The organism is Iodobacter sp. BJB302 (genome assembly GCF_002735645.1).
Lineage (GTDB): Bacteria > Pseudomonadota > Gammaproteobacteria > Burkholderiales > Chitinibacteraceae > Iodobacter.
The window spans coordinates 19,473-38,877 of record NZ_PDZG01000039.1; the positions used below are offsets into that span (position 1 = coordinate 19,473).

Here is a 19,405-nt window from a genome sequence, read left to right on the forward strand (position 1 = left end):
GAGTGATTTTTTTGTTATTTCCTTTTACAGCTTAGGTTAGTCTTGAAAAGGTTCAAGTTACTTGTAATTTAATGTCAATTTAAAGGTATGTTTTTAATTGGAAATTGGTTATTTTTTGTTTTTTTATTGTAAGAATAATTGAGAGGTCTTTGATGTGTCTTATCCGTTTCTGAAACTGCAAAGGTTTAAACGTAAAAAAACCCGGCAAGCCGGGTTTTTTTACTGCGCAAAAGAAATTATTTCTTTTTTTGCGGAGGCAGATCAGTACATACGCCTTTAAATACTTCGGCGGCCATACCAATGGATTCACCCATGGTTGGGTGAGGGTGGATGGTTTTACCGATATCCACGGCATCACAACCCATTTCGATCGCAAGGCAGATTTCACCGATCATATCGCCAGCGTGCGGGCCAACAATCGCGCCGCCGATGATTTGCTTGGTGTCCTGATCAAAGATCAGCTTGGTAAAGCCTTCATCGCGGCCATTGGCAATCGCACGGCCAGAAGCTGCCCATGGGAATACGCCTTTACCGTAGTTGATGCCGTTTTTCTTGGCTTCATCTTCGGTCACGCCTACCCAGGCCACTTCAGGGTCGGTATAGGCCACGCCTGGAATCACGCGGGCATCAAAGAAGGCTTTGTGATCCGCTGCATTTTCAGCGGCCACGTGTGCTTCGTGCACAGCTTTGTGCGCCAGCATAGGCTGGCCAACCAGATCGCCAATCGCAAAAATATGCGGCACATTGGTGCGCATTTGCTTGTCGACCGGGATAAAGCCGCGATCAGTCACAATCACACCGGCGTTTTCTGCGCCCACTTTGCCGCCGTTAGGTACGCGGCCAGTGGCGTGCAGTACGAGGTCGTAGCATTGTGGTTCTTTCGGGGCGTTTTCGCCTTCGAAAGTCGCCCAGATGCCGTCTTCTTTGGCTTCCAGTGCAACGGTTTTGGTCTTGAGCATGATGTTGTCAAAGCGGTGGGCATTCCATTTTTCCCATACTTTAACCAGATCGCGATCCGCGCCCTGCATCAGGCCGTCGAGCATCTCTACTACATCCAGGCGAGCGCCCAGTGTGGAGTAAACCGTACCCATTTCCAGACCAATAATCCCGCCGCCTAAAATCAGCATGCGTTTTGGCACGGCTTTCAGCTCCAGCGCGCCGGTTGAATCCACTACGCGTGGATCATTTGGCACGAAAGGCAGCTTAAATACGGAAGAGCCAGCGGCGATAATCGCTTTCTGGAACTTGATGATTTTGGTCTCGCCAGTGACTTCTTTGCCTTCACCGGTAGTGATTTGCACTTCCAGATGATGCGGGTCAATAAAGCGGCCAATACCGCGCACGAATTCCACTTTACGTGCCTTGGCCATACCCGCCAGACCGGTGGTGAGCTTGCCAATGACTTTTTCTTTAAAGCCGCGCAGTGCGTCGATATCGACTTCTGGCTCGCCAAATTTAATCCCGTTGGCTGCCAGGTGTTTTACTTCGTCAATCACCGCTGCATTGTGCAGCAGGGCTTTAGAAGGAATACAACCTACATTCAGACACACACCGCCAAGCTTTGAGAAACGCTCAACCACGATGGTTTTCATGCCAAGGTCAGCAGAGCGGAAAGCCGCAGAGTAACCACCAGGGCCACCACCGAGCACGACCATTTCGCATTCGTAGTCGGCAGCGCCGCTGTGGCTGCCAGCGACAGGAGCGGCTTGTGGTGCAGGGGCTGGCGCAGCTGCGGCCGGGCTTGGAGCCGCGGCCGGAGTTGCTGCTGCGCTGGCGGCAACCTCCAGAATCACTAGCAGGCTGCCTTCGGATACTTTGCCTCCCACGGCGACTTTCACTTCTTTAATCACACCGGCGTGGGTAGAAGGCACTTCCATTGTTGCTTTATCGGTTTCCAGCGCAATCAAGGACTCTTCAACGGCCACTGTGTCGCCGACTTTTACGAAGACTTCGATGATATCCACATTGTCATGGCCACCGATATCGGGGACTTTAATTTCGATTAGATTGCTCATCATTTATTCCATTAATGGTAGTAAGTGCATCGCAAGCTGGCTCACAGACTACAAAAGGATTGAAAACCCAGACCTTGAACCACGGAGGACACAGAGGACACGGAGTTTCACGGAGAAAAACTAAGTGAGGGTTTTCTCCGTGTTGCTCCGTGTTCTCCTTAACTCCGTGTTTTAAGATTTGGGTTTTAGCATTAAATTTTTAAGCTGAGGCTTACAACACCAAGCGGCGGATGTCGCTTAGGAGTTTGCCTAGTTGCACGGTGAAGCGGCCAGCCAGTGCGCCGTCGATCACGCGGTGATCGAAAGAGAGCGACAATGGGCACATCAGGCGTGGCACAAATTCTTTGCCATTCCAGATCGGCTTGATTTGAGATTTGCACACGCCAAGAATCGCCACTTCCGGTGCGTTGACGATAGGCGTGAAGCTGGTGCCACCAATGCCGCCAAGGCTGGAAATGGTAAAGGTTGCGCCTTGCATATCGGTAGGCTTGAGCTTGCCTTCACGCGCCAGGGCGGAAAGCTCGGTCAATTCTTTGGCGATTTGCTTGAGGCCTTTTTGATCGGCGTTTTTAATCACCGGTACAACCAGACCATTTGGCGTGTCTGCCGCAAAACCGATATTGTAGTACTGCTTCAATACCAGATTATCGCCATCGAGGCTCGCATTCACGGTTGGGAAGGCTTTCAGCACTTCGGCAGCGGCTTTAATGATAAAGGCCAGTGGCGAGAGTTTAAGGCCTGATTTTTCCCACTCTTTACCGATGGATTTGCGGAATTCTTCCAGCTCGGTGATATCGCACTCGTCGTTAAATGTAACGTGTGGGATAACAACCCAGTTGCGATGCAGGTTGGCGCCAGAGAGCTTCTGGATGCGGGTCAGCGGCTTGGTTTCGATCGGGCCAAACTTGGCAAAATCAACTTTTGGCCATGGCAGTAGATCCAGACCAGAACCCGTACCTACGGCGGCAGCGGCCGCATTTGGCGCTGCGACTGCGCCGCTCATGATGGATTTCACATAGGCTTGCACATCGCCATGCAAAATGCGGCCTTTAGGACCGGTACCGTTAACCAGGCTCAGGTCAACGCCTAATTCACGGGCAAAGCTGCGAATCGAAGGCGAGGCGTGGGCTTTTTTGAAGCCTGCTTCGTTGATGGTACGCGGAGCCGCTGCGGCTGCTACAGGGGCAGGCGCTGCTGCGGGTACCGGAGCTGCAGCAACAGGCGCTGGTGCAGGGGCTGCAACGGCTGCTGCCACTGGAGCCGCTGTTGATGCGGTACCTTTCAGTACCAGAATCAGGCCGCCTTCGCTGATTTTATCGCCCACTTTCAGGGAGATGCTTTCAACGACGCCCGCTTCCGGCGATGGCACTTCCATAGACGCTTTATCGGTTTCCAGTGTGATCAGTGATTGTTCTTTCTCAACCACATCGCCCACTTTTACAAATACTTCAATCACGTCAACTGCATCGTGGCCACCGATGTCCGGTACGCGCACTTCAATGCTGCTGGCCACGCTGGCGGCTGCCGGCGCTGCAACCGGCGCAGCGGCAGGTGCCGCTGCCGGAGCCGCTGCCGGAGCCGCCGCTGCAGGCGCTGCTGTGCTGGCGGTGTCGGCTGCTTCCAGCAGTAAAACGATGCTGCCTTCAGAGGCTTTATCGCCAATTTTAATCTTCATTTCTTTTACTACACCGGCGTGGGTCGATGGCACTTCCATCGTCGCTTTGTCGGTTTCTAATGTAATGAGCGATTGCTCTACTTCAATGGTGTCGCCAGCTTTTACAAAAACCTCGATCACTTCAACGCCCTCGTGGCCGCCGATGTCGGGGATCTTTACTTCAATCAATGTGCTCATATATACGAATCCTGTGAGGGGTATGGAGTGAGGAGGAGGGCGCTTGTCCCTCCCCGGTGCTTTGCCTTTCAGCCAGGTGCCTGAGGGCAAAGCCTCACTGCTTTACACGGTCCAAGGCGCTGGGCGATTTGCAATGCCGTACTTTTCGATGGCTTCCGCAACTTTCGCTGCAGGAATTTTGCCTTCGTCAGCCAAGGCTTTCAGTGCAGCAACCGCTACGTGGAAGCGATCCACTTCAAAGAAGCTGCGCAATGCTTTACGTGAATCAGAGCGGCCATAGCCGTCACAACCCAGCACAACGTATTTAGCAGGAACGTATTCACGCACCTGATCTGCAAACGCACGTTTGTAATCGGTTGCCGCAATCACAGGGCCGGTACGGCCAGTCAGGCAGCTCGTAACATAAGGCACTTGCTGCGCTGCCAACGGGTTAAGCATATTGTGACGCTCAACCGCCATACCATCACGGCGCAGTTCGTTAAAGCTTGGGCAAGACCAGATATCTGCATCCACGCCGAAATCGGCTTTCAGCAGCTCAGCCGCAGCAATTACTTCGCGGAAGATCGTGCCTGAACCCATTAACTGCACTTTCAGAGCAGCGTCTTTTGCGCCTTCCTGGAACATATACATACCGCGCAGGATGCCGGCTTCGGAGCCTTCTGGCATAGCCGGGTGGCTGTAGTTTTCATTCATTACTGACAGGTAGTAATAAATGTTTTCCTGGTTTTGATACATGCGGCGCATACCGTCCTGCACAATCACCGCCAGCTCGTAAGCGAAGGTTGGATCGTAGGACACGCAGTTCGGGATAAATTCAGCAAACAGATGCCCATGACCATCCTGGTGCTGCAAGCCTTCGCCGTTTAGCGTGGTGCGGCCAGCCGTACCGCCCACTAAGAAGCCGCGAGCGCGTAAATCGCCCGCTGCCCATGCTAGGTCACCGATCCGTTGGAAACCAAACATGGAGTAGTAGATGTAGAACGGAATCATGGTCACGCCGTGGTTGGCGTAGGAGGTTGCCGCAGCAATCCAGTCGCTCATCGCACCTGCTTCGTTAATCCCTTCCTGCAATACCTGACCAGTTTTGGATTCCTTGTAGAACATCAGCTGGTCGGCATCTTGTGGCTCGTACAGCTGGCCCACGTGCGACCAAATACCCAGCTGACGGAACATGCCTTCCATACCAAAGGTGCGGGATTCATCCGGCACGATAGGCACGATGCGATTTCCGATTTTCTTGTCTTTCACCAGGGTGTTCAAGATACGAACAAAGGCCATGGTAGTGGACATTTCACGCTCGCCAGTGCTGCCCAATAAGCCTTGCAGTGCATCCAAGCCTGGCACTTCGAGTGGCTCGTCAACTGGCTTTCTGGATGGCACAAAGCCGCCCAGCGCCGCACGGCGTTCGTGCATATGCTTTAGCTCTTGGCTATCGTCAGCAGGACGGTAGAATTTGCAAGCAATCGCTTCTTCGTCGGTTAGCGGGATATTAAAGCGATCACGCAGGTAAAGCAGATCGGTATCGGACAACTTTTTGGTGTTGTGCGCGACGTTTTGTGATTCGCCAGCCGCGCCTACGCCGAAACCTTTAACGGTTTTAACCAGCAATAGTGTTGGTTGGTTTTTGTGCTCAGAAGCGGCTTTATAGGCTGCGTATACTTTATAAAGATCGTTACCACCACGGGTCAGACGCCAGATATCGTCATCCGACATCGCTGAAACGAGGTCGAGCAACTCTGGGTAAGCACCGAAGAAGTGTTCACGTACATAAGCGCCGTTTTTGGATTTGTAGGTCTGGTATTCACCATCGACTACTTCCATCATGCGTTTTTGCAGAAGGCCTTTTTTGTCCTGAGCAAGGATGGCATCCCAGCCTGTGCCCCAGACTACCTTGATCACATTCCAGCCAGAGCCACGGAAGTCGCCTTCCAGCTCTTGAATGATTTTGCCATTACCGCGTACAGGGCCATCAAGACGCTGTAAGTTGCAGTTAATCACAAAGATCAGATTGTCGAGCTTTTCACGGCCAGCGAGGGAAATTGCACCTAGCGATTCTGGCTCGTCCATTTCGCCATCGCCGCAGAAGCACCAAACTTTACGATCGCCTTTTTGCTTAAAACCACGATCGTCCAAGTACTTCATAAAGCGGGCTTGGTAAATGGCCATCAATGGGCCAAGACCCATCGATACCGTTGGGAACTGCCAGAAATCGGGCATTAACCAAGGGTGTGGATAAGACGATAAACCACCACCATCAACTTCACGGCGGAATTTATTCAGTTGCTCTTCAGTAATGCGGCCTTCAAGGAAGGCACGAGCATAAACGCCAGGTGCAGAATGACCTTGGAAGTAAACTAAGTCACCACCGTGGTTTTCAGAAGGCGCATGCCAGAAATGATTCCAGCCGATATCGTATAAAGTGGCCGCGGAGGCAAATGAAGAAATATGGCCGCCTGGCTCTGCTTCATCACGATTAGCTTTAACCACCATGGCTGCTGCATTCCAGCGGGTGTAGGCCAGAATACGTTCTTCCAGATTAGGCTTACCTGGGTGCTTAGCTTGCAGGTGCGCTGGAATCGTATTGATATAGGCCGTGGTCGCGGTATACGGAATATTGACGCCGTCTTGGCGTGCATGATCTACAAGCTTTTCAACCAGGAAATGGGCGCGCTCTGCGCCTTCTTTTTCGAGGACGCTATCGAGTGACTCTAGCCATTCTTGCGTTTCTTGGGGATCGAGGTCATGAAGCTGCTCTGCCATTGGTCTCTCTACCTTGTGTGTGGGTTAATAACTCCGCAGATTTTGATGCGGAGGCAGGCCGGTTGTGTGGACCAGCCTGCTTTAAAAGGCCTGCATTGTAATAGGCATATAAAAATACATCCCGTTTAACGGGGGGTATTTCGCTTGTAATAATTCACCAGACCGTTGGTCGAAGCGTCATGGTTAGTGGTTAAACCTGGTGTAGTTAAATCAGCCTCAATCGCTTTTGCCAATTGTTTGCCTAATTCAACACCCCATTGGTCATAGGAATTAATATTCCAGACCGTGCCTTGTACGAATACTTTATGCTCGTACAAAGCAATCAGTGCACCTAAACGCCGCGGTGATAAACGCTGCATTAAGATGGTATTGGTCGGGCGATTACCTTCAAATACTTTATGCGGAACTAAAGCATCCTGTTCTTCGCCGGTAATACCCTGTGCATCTAATTCTGCGCGAACTTCCGATTCATTTTTGCCGCGTAAAAACGCTTCTGTCTGGGCAAATACATTCGCCATCAGAATGGTATTGTGCGGTTCAGGAATATCCGGATGTTCTATTGTGGCAATAAAATCGACGGGTACGATTTGGCTGCCCTGATGTAATAGCTGGTAATACGCGTGTTGGCCGTTAATACCGGTATCGCCCCATACAACAGGCCCGGTGCGATAATTCACGCGTTTTCCATTCAAATCAACCGTTTTACCGTTTGATTCCATATCCAGCTGTTGCAAATACGCAGGGAAGCGATAAAGCGATTGGTTATAGGGTGAAATAAGCTGGGTGGATGCGCCAAAGAAATTAACGTACCAAACCCCAAGCATCCCCATTATCACCGGCAAATTCTGCTCTAAGGGCTTGCTGCAGAAATGTTGATCCATGGTATATGCACCATGCAAAAGATCCTGGTAATTGTGTTTACCCAGATAAATTGCAATCGGCAAACCAATGGCACTCCACAGGCTGTAGCGGCCACCTACCCAATCCCAGAATTCAAACATATTTTCAATATCAATACCGAATTCACTGACAGCTTTGGCATTGGTTGAAACGGCCACAAAATGCTTGGCAATATGTTTTTCATCACCCGAAGCTTTTACAAACCATGCGCGTGATGTGCGGGCATTGGTCAGCGTTTCCTGGGTGGTAAATGTTTTGGAAGAAATAATAAAGAGCGTTGTTTCCGGATTAAGTTCTGCCAGTGTGGATACAACCTGGTCGCCATCAACGGTGGAAACAAAATGCATTTTCAGGCGTTTGTGGCCGTAATCTTTCAGCGCCTGACAAACCATCAGCGGGCCCAGATCCGAGCCGCCAATACCGATGTTTACAATATCGGTAATCGCCTTGCCGGTGTAACCCAGCCATTCACCCGAGCGGACTTTATCCGAGAAAACGCCGATTTTATCTTTAACGGCATTCACTTTAGGCATGACATCTTCGCCATCCACAATCAATGGATGCTTATCCAGATTGCGCAGCGCAGTGTGCAATACGGCACGGTTTTCTGTGGTATTGATTTTCTGGCCAGCAAACATGGCTTTGATGCGCTCTTGCAGGCCGGATTGTCGGGCCAGATCCATCAGCAAAGTCATGGTTTTTGCTGTGATGCGGTTTTTTGAGTAATCAAAAAACAGGCCGCCTGATTCAAGTGAAAACTTTTCAAAGCGCTGTGGATCGTCCTTAAACAGATCGCGCAGATGCAAAGAAGACACTTCATTGAAATGTTCTTCTAAAGCAAGCCAGGCTGGTGTTTGTGTCAGGTTTTGCATGTGTGGATAAGTCCTTAAAAATCAGCTGTAGTTGTCATGACCACGAACACGCTTTTCTTTGAGGCTGCGCTTCATTTTTTCGAGTTGGTCTATGAGTTCTGGTCCGCGCCTGAGTGCTACACCGACGGCAAGTACGTCAATAATCACCAGATGCACAATTCGGGTAATCATTGGGGTGTAAAGATCAGGATCTTCCATCGTGTCGGCAAAAAGGCAGAGCGAGCAACGCTTGGCCAGCGGTGATTTGGAATGGGTAATCCCAATCACATCGGCCCCGGCATCGCGGGCAATTTCTACTGAGCGCAATAAATCGAGCGTGCGGCCCGAGTTGGAAATAGCAACAACGGCGTCCCCCGGCCCTAGCATGGATGCACTCATGCCGTGCATATGCGGGTCGGTATAGGACACGGTAGGCACACCTAAGCGGAAAAACTTATTCTGTGCGTCTATTGCGACGGCGCCCGATTGTCCCTGCCCATAGACTTCAATTTTTTTGGCATTCGACATGATCGTAATGGCACGCTCCAGTACTTCGGTGTCGAGCTCATTACGGCAGCGCAGCAGGTGCGAAATATTGTTGTCGAATAATTTACGCGCCAAATCATGTGCTGAATCATCCGTGCTCACCATCGAGTGCACATAGGGCACGCCGGATACCAAGCTGCGTGTAAGGCGCAGCTTGAAATCCTGCAAGCCAGAGCAGTTGAGTGAGCGGCAAAAACGAATCACGGTAGGCTGTGAAACAAGCGCTAAGTCGGCAATTTGCGCAATCGGAGCATTGGCAACCAGATTAGGTTGTTCAATAACCAGCTCTGCCACTTTTCGTTCTGATTTGCTGAGGCTATCGAGTGCGGCCTTGATACGTTCGAGCATGTCTTTTTCTCACTCAAACACGAGTTTTATGGGGGTGAAGCCCTTGTGTAAAATCTTCCCGGCTGTGAATACCGGCCGGGAAAATTTTGCAAAAGCGCTTAGGTAGTTGAAGCATCCGAATCAGGCTGCCCAGAACAAGTGTTTGGCGCTTTCTGCCTTATCCAGAACACGGCGGATAGGGTATTGCTCTGTAAGTGGTTTTTGTTCAGAGAGTGCCACTTGCAATAATGCTTTTTTACTCTCGCCAGTGATATGTACGATTACCGACCGCGCTTTGGCAAGCGTAGGCAGGGTGAGCGTAATGCGCTGATGCGGCGCTGCCGGAGGGGTGATGGCTGCACACAGGGCACTGGATACACAGGCGCTTTCAAGCTCTGCAGCGTTGGGGAAAAGCGATGCGGTATGGCCATCATCTCCCATGCCCAAAATCAGTACATCCAGTGGCGAGGGCAGTGCAGCGAGGCGCGCTTCGATGCTTGGCTGGCCTTCATGGGCGGAGCTGGCATCCGACACTTGCGAAATAAAAGTCGCTTTGGCAGCCTTATCCTGCAGCAGGTTTTCACGCGTCAGGCGTTCATTGCTATCAGCATGGTCGGGAGCAACCCAGCGCTCATCCGCTAAGGTAACGATGACTTTTGACCAGTCTAATTCTTTTACGCGCAGCGCTTTAAACATGCCTGCCGGTGTTCTGCCTCCTGAGACAGCAATCCCCGCCTGGCCGCGTGCAGCAATGGCAGTGCTTAATTGCTCAGCAATAAAATCTGCCAGTTGATGATCTAATTCGTCTTTGGATGAACATTCGTGCCATGACAGTGATGACATGCTTTACCTCATGATAATGAAAGAGCGGGCCAGAAAACTGGCCCGCCTGATTCAAATACTTGATTTAATCTTCTTCGTGCCAGCACAGGCCGTCACGGGACAGCAGGGCGGATGAAGCAGCGGGCCCCCATGTTCCTGCCGTGTATGGCTTAGGGCCATCAGAGCTGCTTTCCCAGTTATCAATGATAGGCTCAACCCAGCGCCATGCGGCACGCTGCTCGTCGCGGCGTACAAACAGCGACAGATCGCCACGAATCACATCCAGCAACAGGCGCTCGTACGCTTCAGGGCTGCGTGTTTTGAAGGTTTCTTTGAAATCCATATCCAGATGCACAGGACGCAGGCGGCCCTGATTGCCAGGCTCTTTTGCCATCATATAAAGGCGCACGGATTCATCGGGTTGCAGCTGAATGACCAAGCGGTTTGGTGTGCTGGCAGTGCGGCCATAAATAGAATGCGGCGCTTCACGGAAATTAATCACGATCTCAGCAAGACGCTCGGATAAACGTTTGCCGGTGCGCAGATAAAACGGTACACCTGCCCAGCGCCAGGTTTGGATTTCAGCCTTCAGAGCAACAAAGGTTTCGGTTTTTGAGCCAGCCGGAACATCCGGCTCATCCAGATAGCCAGGTACTGGCTTGCCAGCCACTGCACCTGCACGATACTGACCGCGCACGACTTTGGTGTGCACATCTTCAGTAGAGAGGGGTTTTAAGGCGCGTAAAATTTTAAGCTTTTCATCACGAACCGCGTCGGCATCGATCGATGCAGGCGGCTCCATGGCGACAATTGTCAGCAGCTGTAAGAGATGGTTTTGTACCATATCACGCAGCGCACCGGTTTTATCGTAGAAATCGGCACGCGATTCAACACCTACCTGCTCGGTAACGGTGATTTGTACATCGCGAATCCATTCTCTGCGCCATAGTGGCTCAAGTAATGTGTTTGCAAAGCGTAAAGCCATTAAGTTCTGAACAGGTTCTTTGCCCAGATAATGGTCGATGCGATAAATTTGGTGTTCCTGGAAATATTCACCGACTTCATCATTAATCTTGTTTGATGAAGCTAAATCGTGTCCCAGCGGCTTTTCAAGCACCACGCGGGCATTGCCAGCGGCAAGGCCCACTTCAGACAGGCTTTTTGAAATAGGGGCGAATAAATCAGGTGCAGTTGACAGATAAAACACGCGAACGCGTTTTGGAAATGCATTCAGTGCATCGGCCAGCTTGGTGAATTCTGCAGGGTGATTGGCATCCAGTTGCAGATATTCAATCCGTTCAGCAAACGTTGCCCAGTCGGCGTCGTTGTAGTGTTTGCCCAGATAGCCTACAGCTAAAGCATGGGCTTTTTTGAGGTAAGCGGCAGTATCCGGAACGCTGCGGCCCAGACAGACGATGCGTCCTTCTTGGGGCAGATTGCCTTCTTGATGTTGATGGTAGAGCGCAGGAAGTAATTTGCGCATTACCAAGTCGCCAGTGCCGCCGAACAGCACCATGTCGAAAGCGTCGATCTGAGTCATCCGCGAGAGTCCTTATTCTTGAGTCGGTTTTCGGGCCTTGGCGGGCACGTAAGACTTTGTAATCTTACTACACAGCTAAATAGCGGCGCAAACGAAATTCGCCAAGGGCCCTGAATGGTGGGGGTTAACACGTAGCGCAGAATGGTAACCCTGTGTAAATGTTGACTATTGATGCAGCGCAATGAAACGAACAATCCACGCTGATGCGGTTGAAGTTATAGATGCTTTGTAGTAAAACTACGATCAATTTTATAGAAACGCACGTGGCGTGCTGTGATCGCGCCGTAACTCGGAGCCTTTGTCTATGTCCGTTCATCCCAAGCTTGCCGAAGTCACTGCGCGTATTATCGCAAGAAGCCAAGGCCCACGCTCCCGTTATTTAGCCCGCCTTGAAAAGGCGGCCAGTAAGGAGCCGCTGCGTAAAGGCTTAGCCTGTACCAATCAGGCTCATGCCTGGGCCGCAGCGCCAGAAAACGACAAAATTATGATGCGCGAAATGCGTCAGCCCAATCTGGGAATTGTCTCTGCTTACAATGACATGCTGTCGGCGCATCAGCCTTTTGAAGCCTTCCCCGCCATTATTAAAGAAGCCGTGCGTCAGGCAGGTGCTACCGCCCAATTTGCAGGTGGTGTTCCCGCCATGTGCGATGGTGTGACGCAAGGCCAGCCAGGTATGGAGCTCAGCCTGTTCAGCCGTGATGTGATTGCTATGTCCACCGCTGTGGGCCTTTCGCATAATGTGTTTGACAGCGTAGTTTGCTTAGGTGTCTGTGACAAGATTGTGCCGGGTTTATTGATCGGCGCCCTGCAGTTTGGCCACCTGCCAACTGTTTTTGTTCCTGCCGGCCCGATGACTTCGGGTATTGCAAATAGTGAAAAAGCCAAAGCGCGTCAGTTATTTGCTGAGGGCAAATGCGGGCGTGAAGAGCTACTGGCTTCTGAAGAAGGCTCTTACCACGGTGCGGGTACTTGTACATTCTTTGGTACAGCCAACTCAAATCAAATGCTGATGGAAGTGATGGGCCTGCATTTACCTGGCGCAGCTTTCGTTAACCCTAATACTCCCTTACGCGAAGCCCTGACTGTTGCTGCGGCACAACGCGCGATTGCAATTACTTATAAAGGCGATGAATTTACGCCGGTAGGTAAAGTGGTCGATGAAAAATGCATCGTGAACGGCATTGTTGGCCTGATGGCCACCGGCGGATCGACCAATCACACTATTCACTTGATTGCCATTGCACGCGCTGCGGGCATCATTATTGACTGGAGCGATTTTGACGATTTATCAGCCATTATTCCTTTACTGGCAAAAATTTATCCAAATGGCTCGGCCGATGTAAATCACTTCCATGCTGCGGGCGGAATGGGCTTTTTAATTCGCGAGTTGCTCGATGCGGGCTTGTTGCATGAAGACGTGCTGACGGTAGCCGGTAAGAGCTTGCGCCCGTATGCGAACGAGCCTTTCCTTGGCGAAGATGGCAAGGCGGTATGGCGTCCGGCTCCTCTTGAGCCTGTCGATGATAATGTGGTTCGCCATGCAAGTAACCCATTTAGCGCTGACGGTGGTTTACGTTTACTGGCGGGTAATCTTGGCCGCTCTGTCATCAAAATTTCTGCGGTTAAGCCAGAAAATCGCTGTGTAGAAGCGCCGGCGATTGTGTTTGATGATCAGGACGATGTGCTGGCAGCATTTAAGCGCGGCGAGCTGGAAAAAGACTTTGTGGTGGTTCTGCGCTTCCAAGGGCCGCGTGCCAATGGGATGCCAGAGCTGCATAAGCTGACACCTGTGCTGGGCCTCTTGCAGGATCGTGGTTTTAAAGTGGCTTTGGTGACCGATGGCCGTATGTCTGGCGCGTCGGGCAAAGTGCCTTCTGCTATTCATATGACGCCAGAAGTCTTGAATGGCGGCCCTCTGGGCAAGGTGAGAAATGGTGACATCATCCGCCTTGATGCGGATGCGGGTGTGGTTGAAGCGAAGGTCGATGCTGCTGAATGGGCCGCTCGTACCGTGGATACAGCGGATTTATCCGCTAATGAGCATGGTATGGGGCGCGAGTTGTTCGCCACATTCCGAGCTGCAGCAACTGGCGCTGAAGAAGGCGCAATCAGCATGGGCCTTGCCCATTAATGAAGTCATTCGGATTGGCTTGATTCCTTTGCTTTAAGGGCGGCTGAAGCAGCCCTTAAGTGTATAAAAATGGAATTGACCCAATCTGATCAATTAAATAATTTACGAGAACAGGAAGAACAACCCCATGCAAATTCGCGAAATCATGCGCTCTTGTCCGGTGATGCCGGTTTTGGTAATCGAGAAAGTAGAGCACGCAGTCCCTTTGGCCAAGGCTTTGGTTGAAGGCGGTATTCGTGTACTGGAAGTCACTCTGCGTACCGATGCCGCTTTGGCTGCTGTACGTGCCATTGTAGATAACGTACCCGGTGCTATTGTGGGCGTGGGCACCGTTGTTCGCCCGGAGCAATTTGCACAAGCTAAAGCTGCAGGTGCGGTATTTGCGGTGACACCTGGCCTGACACCTAAGCTGGCTGCTGCTGCCCGCGAAGCAAAAATTGAATTACTCCCCGGTGTAATGACACCATCCGAGGCGATTGCAGCACTGGAAGAAGGTTTCGATGCACTTAAACTATTCCCTGCCGAGCAAGCAGGCAGTTTAAGCATGCTTAAAGCAATGGGCGGCCCATTGCCGCAAATTTTATTCTGCCCGACTGGTGGCGTAAGCCCGGAATCAGCACCTAAGCTATTGGCCTTGCCAAATGTTGGGTGTGTGGGCGGATCATGGCTGGCACCTAAAGAAATGGTTGCTGCTGGCGATTGGGCTGGTATTACCGCGCTGGCCCGTGCCGCAGCTGCATTAGCTAAGTCATAAAAACCTGGCGGTTTGATTTGTGCCCGCGCGTCTTGCATCGTCCTGTGCGTGGGTATAAAAATTTGCCTGCCCTAAGATTTACATCAATATTTCATTATTTATAGGGAATAGCCATATCGTCAGCAAGACGACAGTTGGGTATTCTTTGTATTCAATTTTTTTATGCGCGCCTCTGTAGCGAGCGCGTTTTTTCTGAACTCTCTGAGGAGCACCAGGCAATGGCAGCAATTCGTATCGCAATTAACGGCTACGGTCGTATCGGTCGCAATGTACTGCGCGCTTTGTATGAGTCTGGCCGTACTGATGAATTCCAAATCGTGGCAATTAACGATCTGGGCGACGCTAAGACTAATGCTCACCTGACTCAATACGATACCGTGCATGGCAAATTTGCTGGCAAAGTATCGGTTGATGGCGATTTCATGGTTGTAAACGGCGACAAAATCCGTGTTTGTGCTCAGCGTAATCCGGCTGATCTGCCATGGGCAGAAATCGGCGTTGATGTCGTGATGGAATGTACCGGCTTCTTCGCCAGCAAGGCAAAAGCTTCAGCACACATTACTGCTGGCGCGAAAAAAGTCATTATCTCCGCTCCTGGTGGTAATGATGTTGATGCAACTATCGTGTTCGGTGTAAACCACGACACGCTGAAAGCAAGCGATACCGTTATTTCTAACGCTTCATGCACAACCAACTGCCTTGCGCCGCTGGTTAAGCCTCTGAACGATAAAATTGGTCTTGTTTCTGGTTTGATGACCACGATCCACAGCTACACCAATGATCAGGTTCTGACAGACGTTTATCACGAAGACCTGCGTCGTGCCCGTTCTGCAACGCATTCGATGATTCCTACTAAGACTGGCGCTGCTGCTGCGGTTGCACTGGTATTGCCAGAGCTGAAAGGCAAGCTGGATGGTTTCGCTGTTCGCGTACCAACCATCAATGTGTCTCTGGTTGATCTGACTTTCACTGCTGCTCGTGCAACGACTGTTGAAGAAATCAACCAAATCATGAAAGAAGCGTCCGAAGGCCCAATGAAAGGCGTGTTGAACTATAACGACCTGCCATTGGTATCGATCGACTTCAACCATGATCCAGCGTCTTCTACCTACGAAGCATCGCAAACTAAGGTTTCCGGTGGCACGCTGGTGAAAGTATTGTCCTGGTACGATAACGAGTGGGGCTTCTCCAACCGTATGCTTGATACCACTAAGGCTCTGTGGAACGCTAAATAAGCGCTTCTAAAGCTTTAACCGGTTTAAAAAAATACCCGCAGCAATGCGGGTATTTTTTTGCCTGCTGTTTCCTGGGGCTTGGAGCAGACGCCTCATACAGCGCTTATTTCGCGGCGCTGGGGCCGTTTGCAAGGCCTCATGCTAAGAGTGAATGGCGATGGCTAATCGCATGCCCTGTGCGGCTATCTGTGAGATTGGGCGCGTTATTTTGCTTTGGGAATGAGTGAAGGTCAGCCTGGCGGGGCCCGGTAAATTAAATCTGAGTATTTAAAGTGTCTGTTTTTAAGCAAAAACCATGTTGCAAATGTGCAACATGAATGCGCTTGCGAGCTGTTTTATTGCTGAATTGCTGGCAGATTCTGAGGCTTTTTTTAGTGTTCTATTAGTTGAGTCAGGGAAAATAATTACGGCGCGATTAAATGACATTTAAATAAATTGTTCATTTTTTCTGATTTACATATATTATTTTCGTTTAAAAAAAAGTTAAATATTTACTTAATTTTTGCATAAAATTTACAGCATGTTTTATATATTTTAATGTATTTTTGCGCTCGATTATTAATATATAAATTGTATTACCTAGTGTATGCCATATCGATATTTGGTTGGTATTTTTACGTATAGGGGTTTGGTATTTTTACAGCAGAACAAAATTAATCGCTGTGGTTATATACGGGCTTCGGAGCACTTAGCTCGCTCAATTTTTAATTAAGTAGATTCGGTTTTTTTACTGAATTGGCTTTAAATAAAATGCGCTGCTGAGTGGTCTTTCAAATCCTATGGATCCGAATTCAACTATGAATTCGTGGCTCTAAAATTGATAAAGGAATCTCAGTATGTTTAAGCGCGTTCTTATCGCTACTGCCGTATCCGCAATGTTTGCAGCTCCTGCTGCATTCGCCGATGTAACAATCAGCGGTTCTGCTGAAATGGACTTGATGTACAAGACCAACCAAGCTGGTACAGATGGTAAAGGCAAAGTTGCTGAAGAAATCGCTGTTGTTATCAATGTTGATGGTCGCGATAAGCTTGATACTGGCGATACACTGAAATGGCGCATCGCGCAAAAAGTAGCGACTCCAGATCGTTACGACAGCTTTGGCCAACGTGAAGCTTGGATCGGTTACGAAACTAAATTCGGTGAAGTTCGCTTCGGTAACCAGTTCTCTAACCAATACCTTGAGTTAGATGGTTTTGCATCTTCAGGTCAAGGTAACCTGTGGGCTGACTTTGGTTCACAACAAGTTCAATACGCGAACGGCGTAAGCTACTTCTCTCCTAAATTCAATGGCTTCAGCTTTGCTGGTCAATACGATTTAGGCAACGGCCGCAACACAGCACGTGCAATGGAATTGACAGCGAACTACACTGGTTACGGTTTCAATGTTGCTGCTGGTGTTTCTGAAGCTAAAAACGCTAAGAACCTGTCTTCCGAAGCCAGCACTTTTGGTCGTAAGGCTGGGGAAGGTTGGGGACATTCTGGTGACTTCACCGCTAATGACTCAGCAGCTGAAAACTCAGCACGTACTTACAACCTCGATGCTAAGTACAAAATGGGTGCCTTCGATTTAGCTGCTGGTTACAAACGTAATGAATGGCGTGGTGTAGTAAATCTGGGTGGTGTTGCAGGCGACAAGGCAGGCAGCAAAACTGCGGTTGATCAGTTCTTGCTGGTTGGTGGTTACACTATGGGCAAAAACAACTTCAACCTGGGTTACCAGCGTGTTCAAGATAGCAAAACTGACGGTGCAAAACGTGATGACGGTATGAACGTTATCAACGCTCAGTACAACTACACACTGTCTAAGAACACCGTTGCTTTTGCTCAAGTTCGTCATCACATGTTAGATACTGCTGGTCAGGCTAGCGTAATGACTGGTTCTTCTCAGCTTGATGGTTTTGCTATTGGTTCAGACAAGAAAAACTCCACTCGCCTGTTAGTAGGTACATGGACAGCGTTCTAATTCAGAACCTGCCATAAGAGTGACAGGCTGGCATTCAATGTTGGGCTGATGCTTTAAAGTATAAAAAAACGCCACGATGTAAATCGTGGCGTTTTTTCGTGCATGCCAGCATTTACGCCATTCTCATAAGGGGTATGTTGCATTTGGGATACACAATGTTGCAGATACGCGACGCAATATTGCATGGGTTTGTACCTATTGAGTATTCTTGCTTCGTAACACAAGCAAATATGCCTTGATGTACTGAAGTTAAAAAAAACCATATTCCCTTTTAGAGAGAGATGAATAATGTTTAAACGTGCTCTGATCGTTGCTGCTGTTGCAGCAGTATGCTCCGCTTCTGCTTACGCAGAAGTTACAATTAGTGGTTCTGCTGAACTGGACGTAATGTACTACTCTAACCAAACGACTGATGGTAAGGGTAAGTTTGCGATTGATACTCCAGTTATTCTGAGCTTTGACGGTGCAGATAAATGGGATAATGGCGCGTCCACAATCTGGCGCATCTCCCAAAAACCAGGCCCTGGCGGTAGCGACAAAGCGACTGGCTCAGCTGCTTTTGGTACTCGTGAAGCTTTCATTGGTGTGAAAGGTGGCTTGGGTACAGTTAAGTTTGGTCGTATTTTCCAACAAACTTACTTACAAAAAGACTGGCCTTACCTAACGGATGGCTCGGGTAACGCTGGTGAAGACCGTGGTGTGGGTTCAGCTGCATTCTTTGACAACGCGGTTGGCTACGAAGGTACTTTTGGCAACGTAAACGTTTTTGCATCTGTTGATCTGGGTAATGGCTTTACAGATAAAAAGAACGGCTCACAAGGTTATGAATTAGGTGGTGGCGCAACATTTGGTGCTTTCCATATTGATGCTTCTTACCTTGCACAAAAGAATGCAACCGAAGCAGAAAAAGCAACATTTAAGCTTGACGGTACAATTGACAAGGCTGGTAAAGCTGCACAGGCTGCAACAGGTTACGACAGCACATTCTTTGTTGGTGCACGTGGCGCGTTTGGTCCGGTTACATTGTCTTTGGACTGGGCTCACGACAAGTTTGACCGTACTGATGTGAAAGAAGATGCGATCCACGGTAAAGTGGGTTACAGCTTCAATGACAAATTATCTTTGAATGCAGGTTGGACTCACATCAAGGATAACGGTGGCGGTGATAACAAGGCTGATCAGTTTAGCACTCAGCTTGGTTACAATGTTTCTAAAAACACCATGGCTTTTGTTCAATATCGCTACATTAAATTGGGCGCAGCTGACAAAACTCCAGTTGGCTTTACATGGCAAAACCAAGGTATTGCGGGCGGTAAAGACAGCATGCAACGTCTGGTTGTTGGTACATGGACAGGCTTCTAATCTTAATTGTTTAAGTAATAAACAATATCAAAACCCCGCTTCGGCGGGGTTTTTTGCATTGTTGATGTTTGTTTTTGAGTAACAGGCAGTGGCGTACTTGAGGCGTATCTTTACGGGGAGCACAAATGAAAAAATCCCCTGATTTTCATCAGGGGATTTTTTTGAATCCTGGCGGAAGCGGTCGGATTCGAACCCACGGAGGACTTGCATCCTCGGCAGTTTTCAAGACTGCTGCCTTAAACCACTCGGCCACACTTCCTTGGGGTCTTTGTCTTGCGACTCAGACAGGAACGCATTATAGCGGAACTTTTTAGAATGTGTAAAGAAATTTGTTTAAATAGATAAA

Annotated in this window: 12 protein-coding genes and 1 tRNA gene; 5 read left to right on the forward strand and 8 right to left on the reverse strand. The window is 49.7% G+C overall.

The annotated features are described in order from the left end of the window. Positions 1–236: 236 nt before the first annotated feature. The 7 genes from lpdA to zwf all read right to left on the reverse strand — a co-directional run bounded on the left by lpdA (position 237) and on the right by zwf (position 11,613). Complete coding sequence (gene lpdA, locus CSQ88_RS13350) at positions 237–2,015, reverse strand: dihydrolipoyl dehydrogenase (RefSeq protein WP_099398594.1); 1,779 nt, start codon at positions 2,013–2,015, stop codon at positions 237–239. A gap of 211 nt (positions 2,016–2,226) precedes the next feature. Continuing rightward, positions 2,227–3,867 carry a dihydrolipoyllysine-residue acetyltransferase gene (aceF, locus tag CSQ88_RS13355; RefSeq protein ID WP_099398595.1) on the reverse strand — a complete coding sequence of 547 codons (1,641 nt, stop codon included), beginning with the start codon at positions 3,865–3,867 and terminating at the stop codon, positions 2,227–2,229. A gap of 102 nt (positions 3,868–3,969) precedes the next feature. Next, complete coding sequence (gene aceE, locus CSQ88_RS13360; protein WP_099398596.1) at positions 3,970–6,627, reverse strand: pyruvate dehydrogenase (acetyl-transferring), homodimeric type; 2,658 nt, start codon at positions 6,625–6,627, stop codon at positions 3,970–3,972. A 125-nt stretch (positions 6,628–6,752) separates the two neighbouring features. Continuing rightward, positions 6,753–8,399, reverse strand: coding sequence for a glucose-6-phosphate isomerase (gene pgi, locus CSQ88_RS13365; protein ID WP_099398597.1), 1,647 nt, complete (start codon positions 8,397–8,399; stop codon positions 6,753–6,755). A gap of 21 nt (positions 8,400–8,420) precedes the next feature. Next, entirely contained in the window at positions 8,421–9,272 is an 852-nt protein-coding gene (gene hexR / locus CSQ88_RS13370; RefSeq protein ID WP_099398598.1) for a transcriptional regulator HexR, read from the reverse strand. Positions 9,273–9,392: 120 nt separating this feature from the next. Then, entirely contained in the window at positions 9,393–10,094 is a 702-nt protein-coding gene (gene pgl, locus CSQ88_RS13375) for a 6-phosphogluconolactonase (RefSeq protein ID WP_099398599.1), read from the reverse strand. A gap of 64 nt (positions 10,095–10,158) precedes the next feature. Then, a complete protein-coding gene (gene zwf / locus CSQ88_RS13380; RefSeq protein ID WP_099398600.1) occupies positions 10,159–11,613 on the reverse strand; it encodes a glucose-6-phosphate dehydrogenase in 1,455 nt (484 codons plus the stop codon). 304 nt (positions 11,614–11,917) lie between these two features. On the opposite strand from zwf, the gene edd reads away from it, so the two are divergent. The 5 genes from edd (at position 11,918) to CSQ88_RS13405 (ending at position 19,059) form a co-directional block, all read left to right on the forward strand. Beyond that, positions 11,918–13,744: a phosphogluconate dehydratase gene (gene edd, locus CSQ88_RS13385; protein ID WP_099398601.1), complete on the forward strand. Its 1,827-nt coding sequence runs from the start codon at positions 11,918–11,920 to the stop codon at positions 13,742–13,744. Positions 13,745–13,871: 127 nt separating this feature from the next. Beyond that, on the forward strand, positions 13,872–14,498 hold the full coding sequence (gene eda, locus CSQ88_RS13390) for a bifunctional 4-hydroxy-2-oxoglutarate aldolase/2-dehydro-3-deoxy-phosphogluconate aldolase (protein ID WP_099398602.1): 627 nt from the start codon (positions 13,872–13,874) through the stop codon (positions 14,496–14,498). Positions 14,499–14,716: 218 nt separating this feature from the next. Further along, positions 14,717–15,733, forward strand: coding sequence for a type I glyceraldehyde-3-phosphate dehydrogenase (gene gap / locus CSQ88_RS13395; protein ID WP_099398614.1), 1,017 nt, complete (start codon positions 14,717–14,719; stop codon positions 15,731–15,733). An 836-nt stretch (positions 15,734–16,569) separates the two neighbouring features. Beyond that, positions 16,570–17,697, forward strand: coding sequence for a porin (locus CSQ88_RS13400; protein ID WP_099398603.1), 1,128 nt, complete (start codon positions 16,570–16,572; stop codon positions 17,695–17,697). Positions 17,698–17,985: 288 nt separating this feature from the next. Continuing rightward, positions 17,986–19,059, forward strand: a complete 1,074-nt coding sequence (locus tag CSQ88_RS13405) for a porin (RefSeq protein ID WP_099398604.1) — start codon at positions 17,986–17,988, stop codon at positions 19,057–19,059. 169 nt (positions 19,060–19,228) lie between these two features. On the opposite strand, the gene CSQ88_RS13415 is transcribed toward CSQ88_RS13405, so the two are convergent. Then, a tRNA-Ser gene (locus CSQ88_RS13415) sits at positions 19,229–19,318 on the reverse strand. Positions 19,319–19,405: the final 87 nt, after the last annotated feature.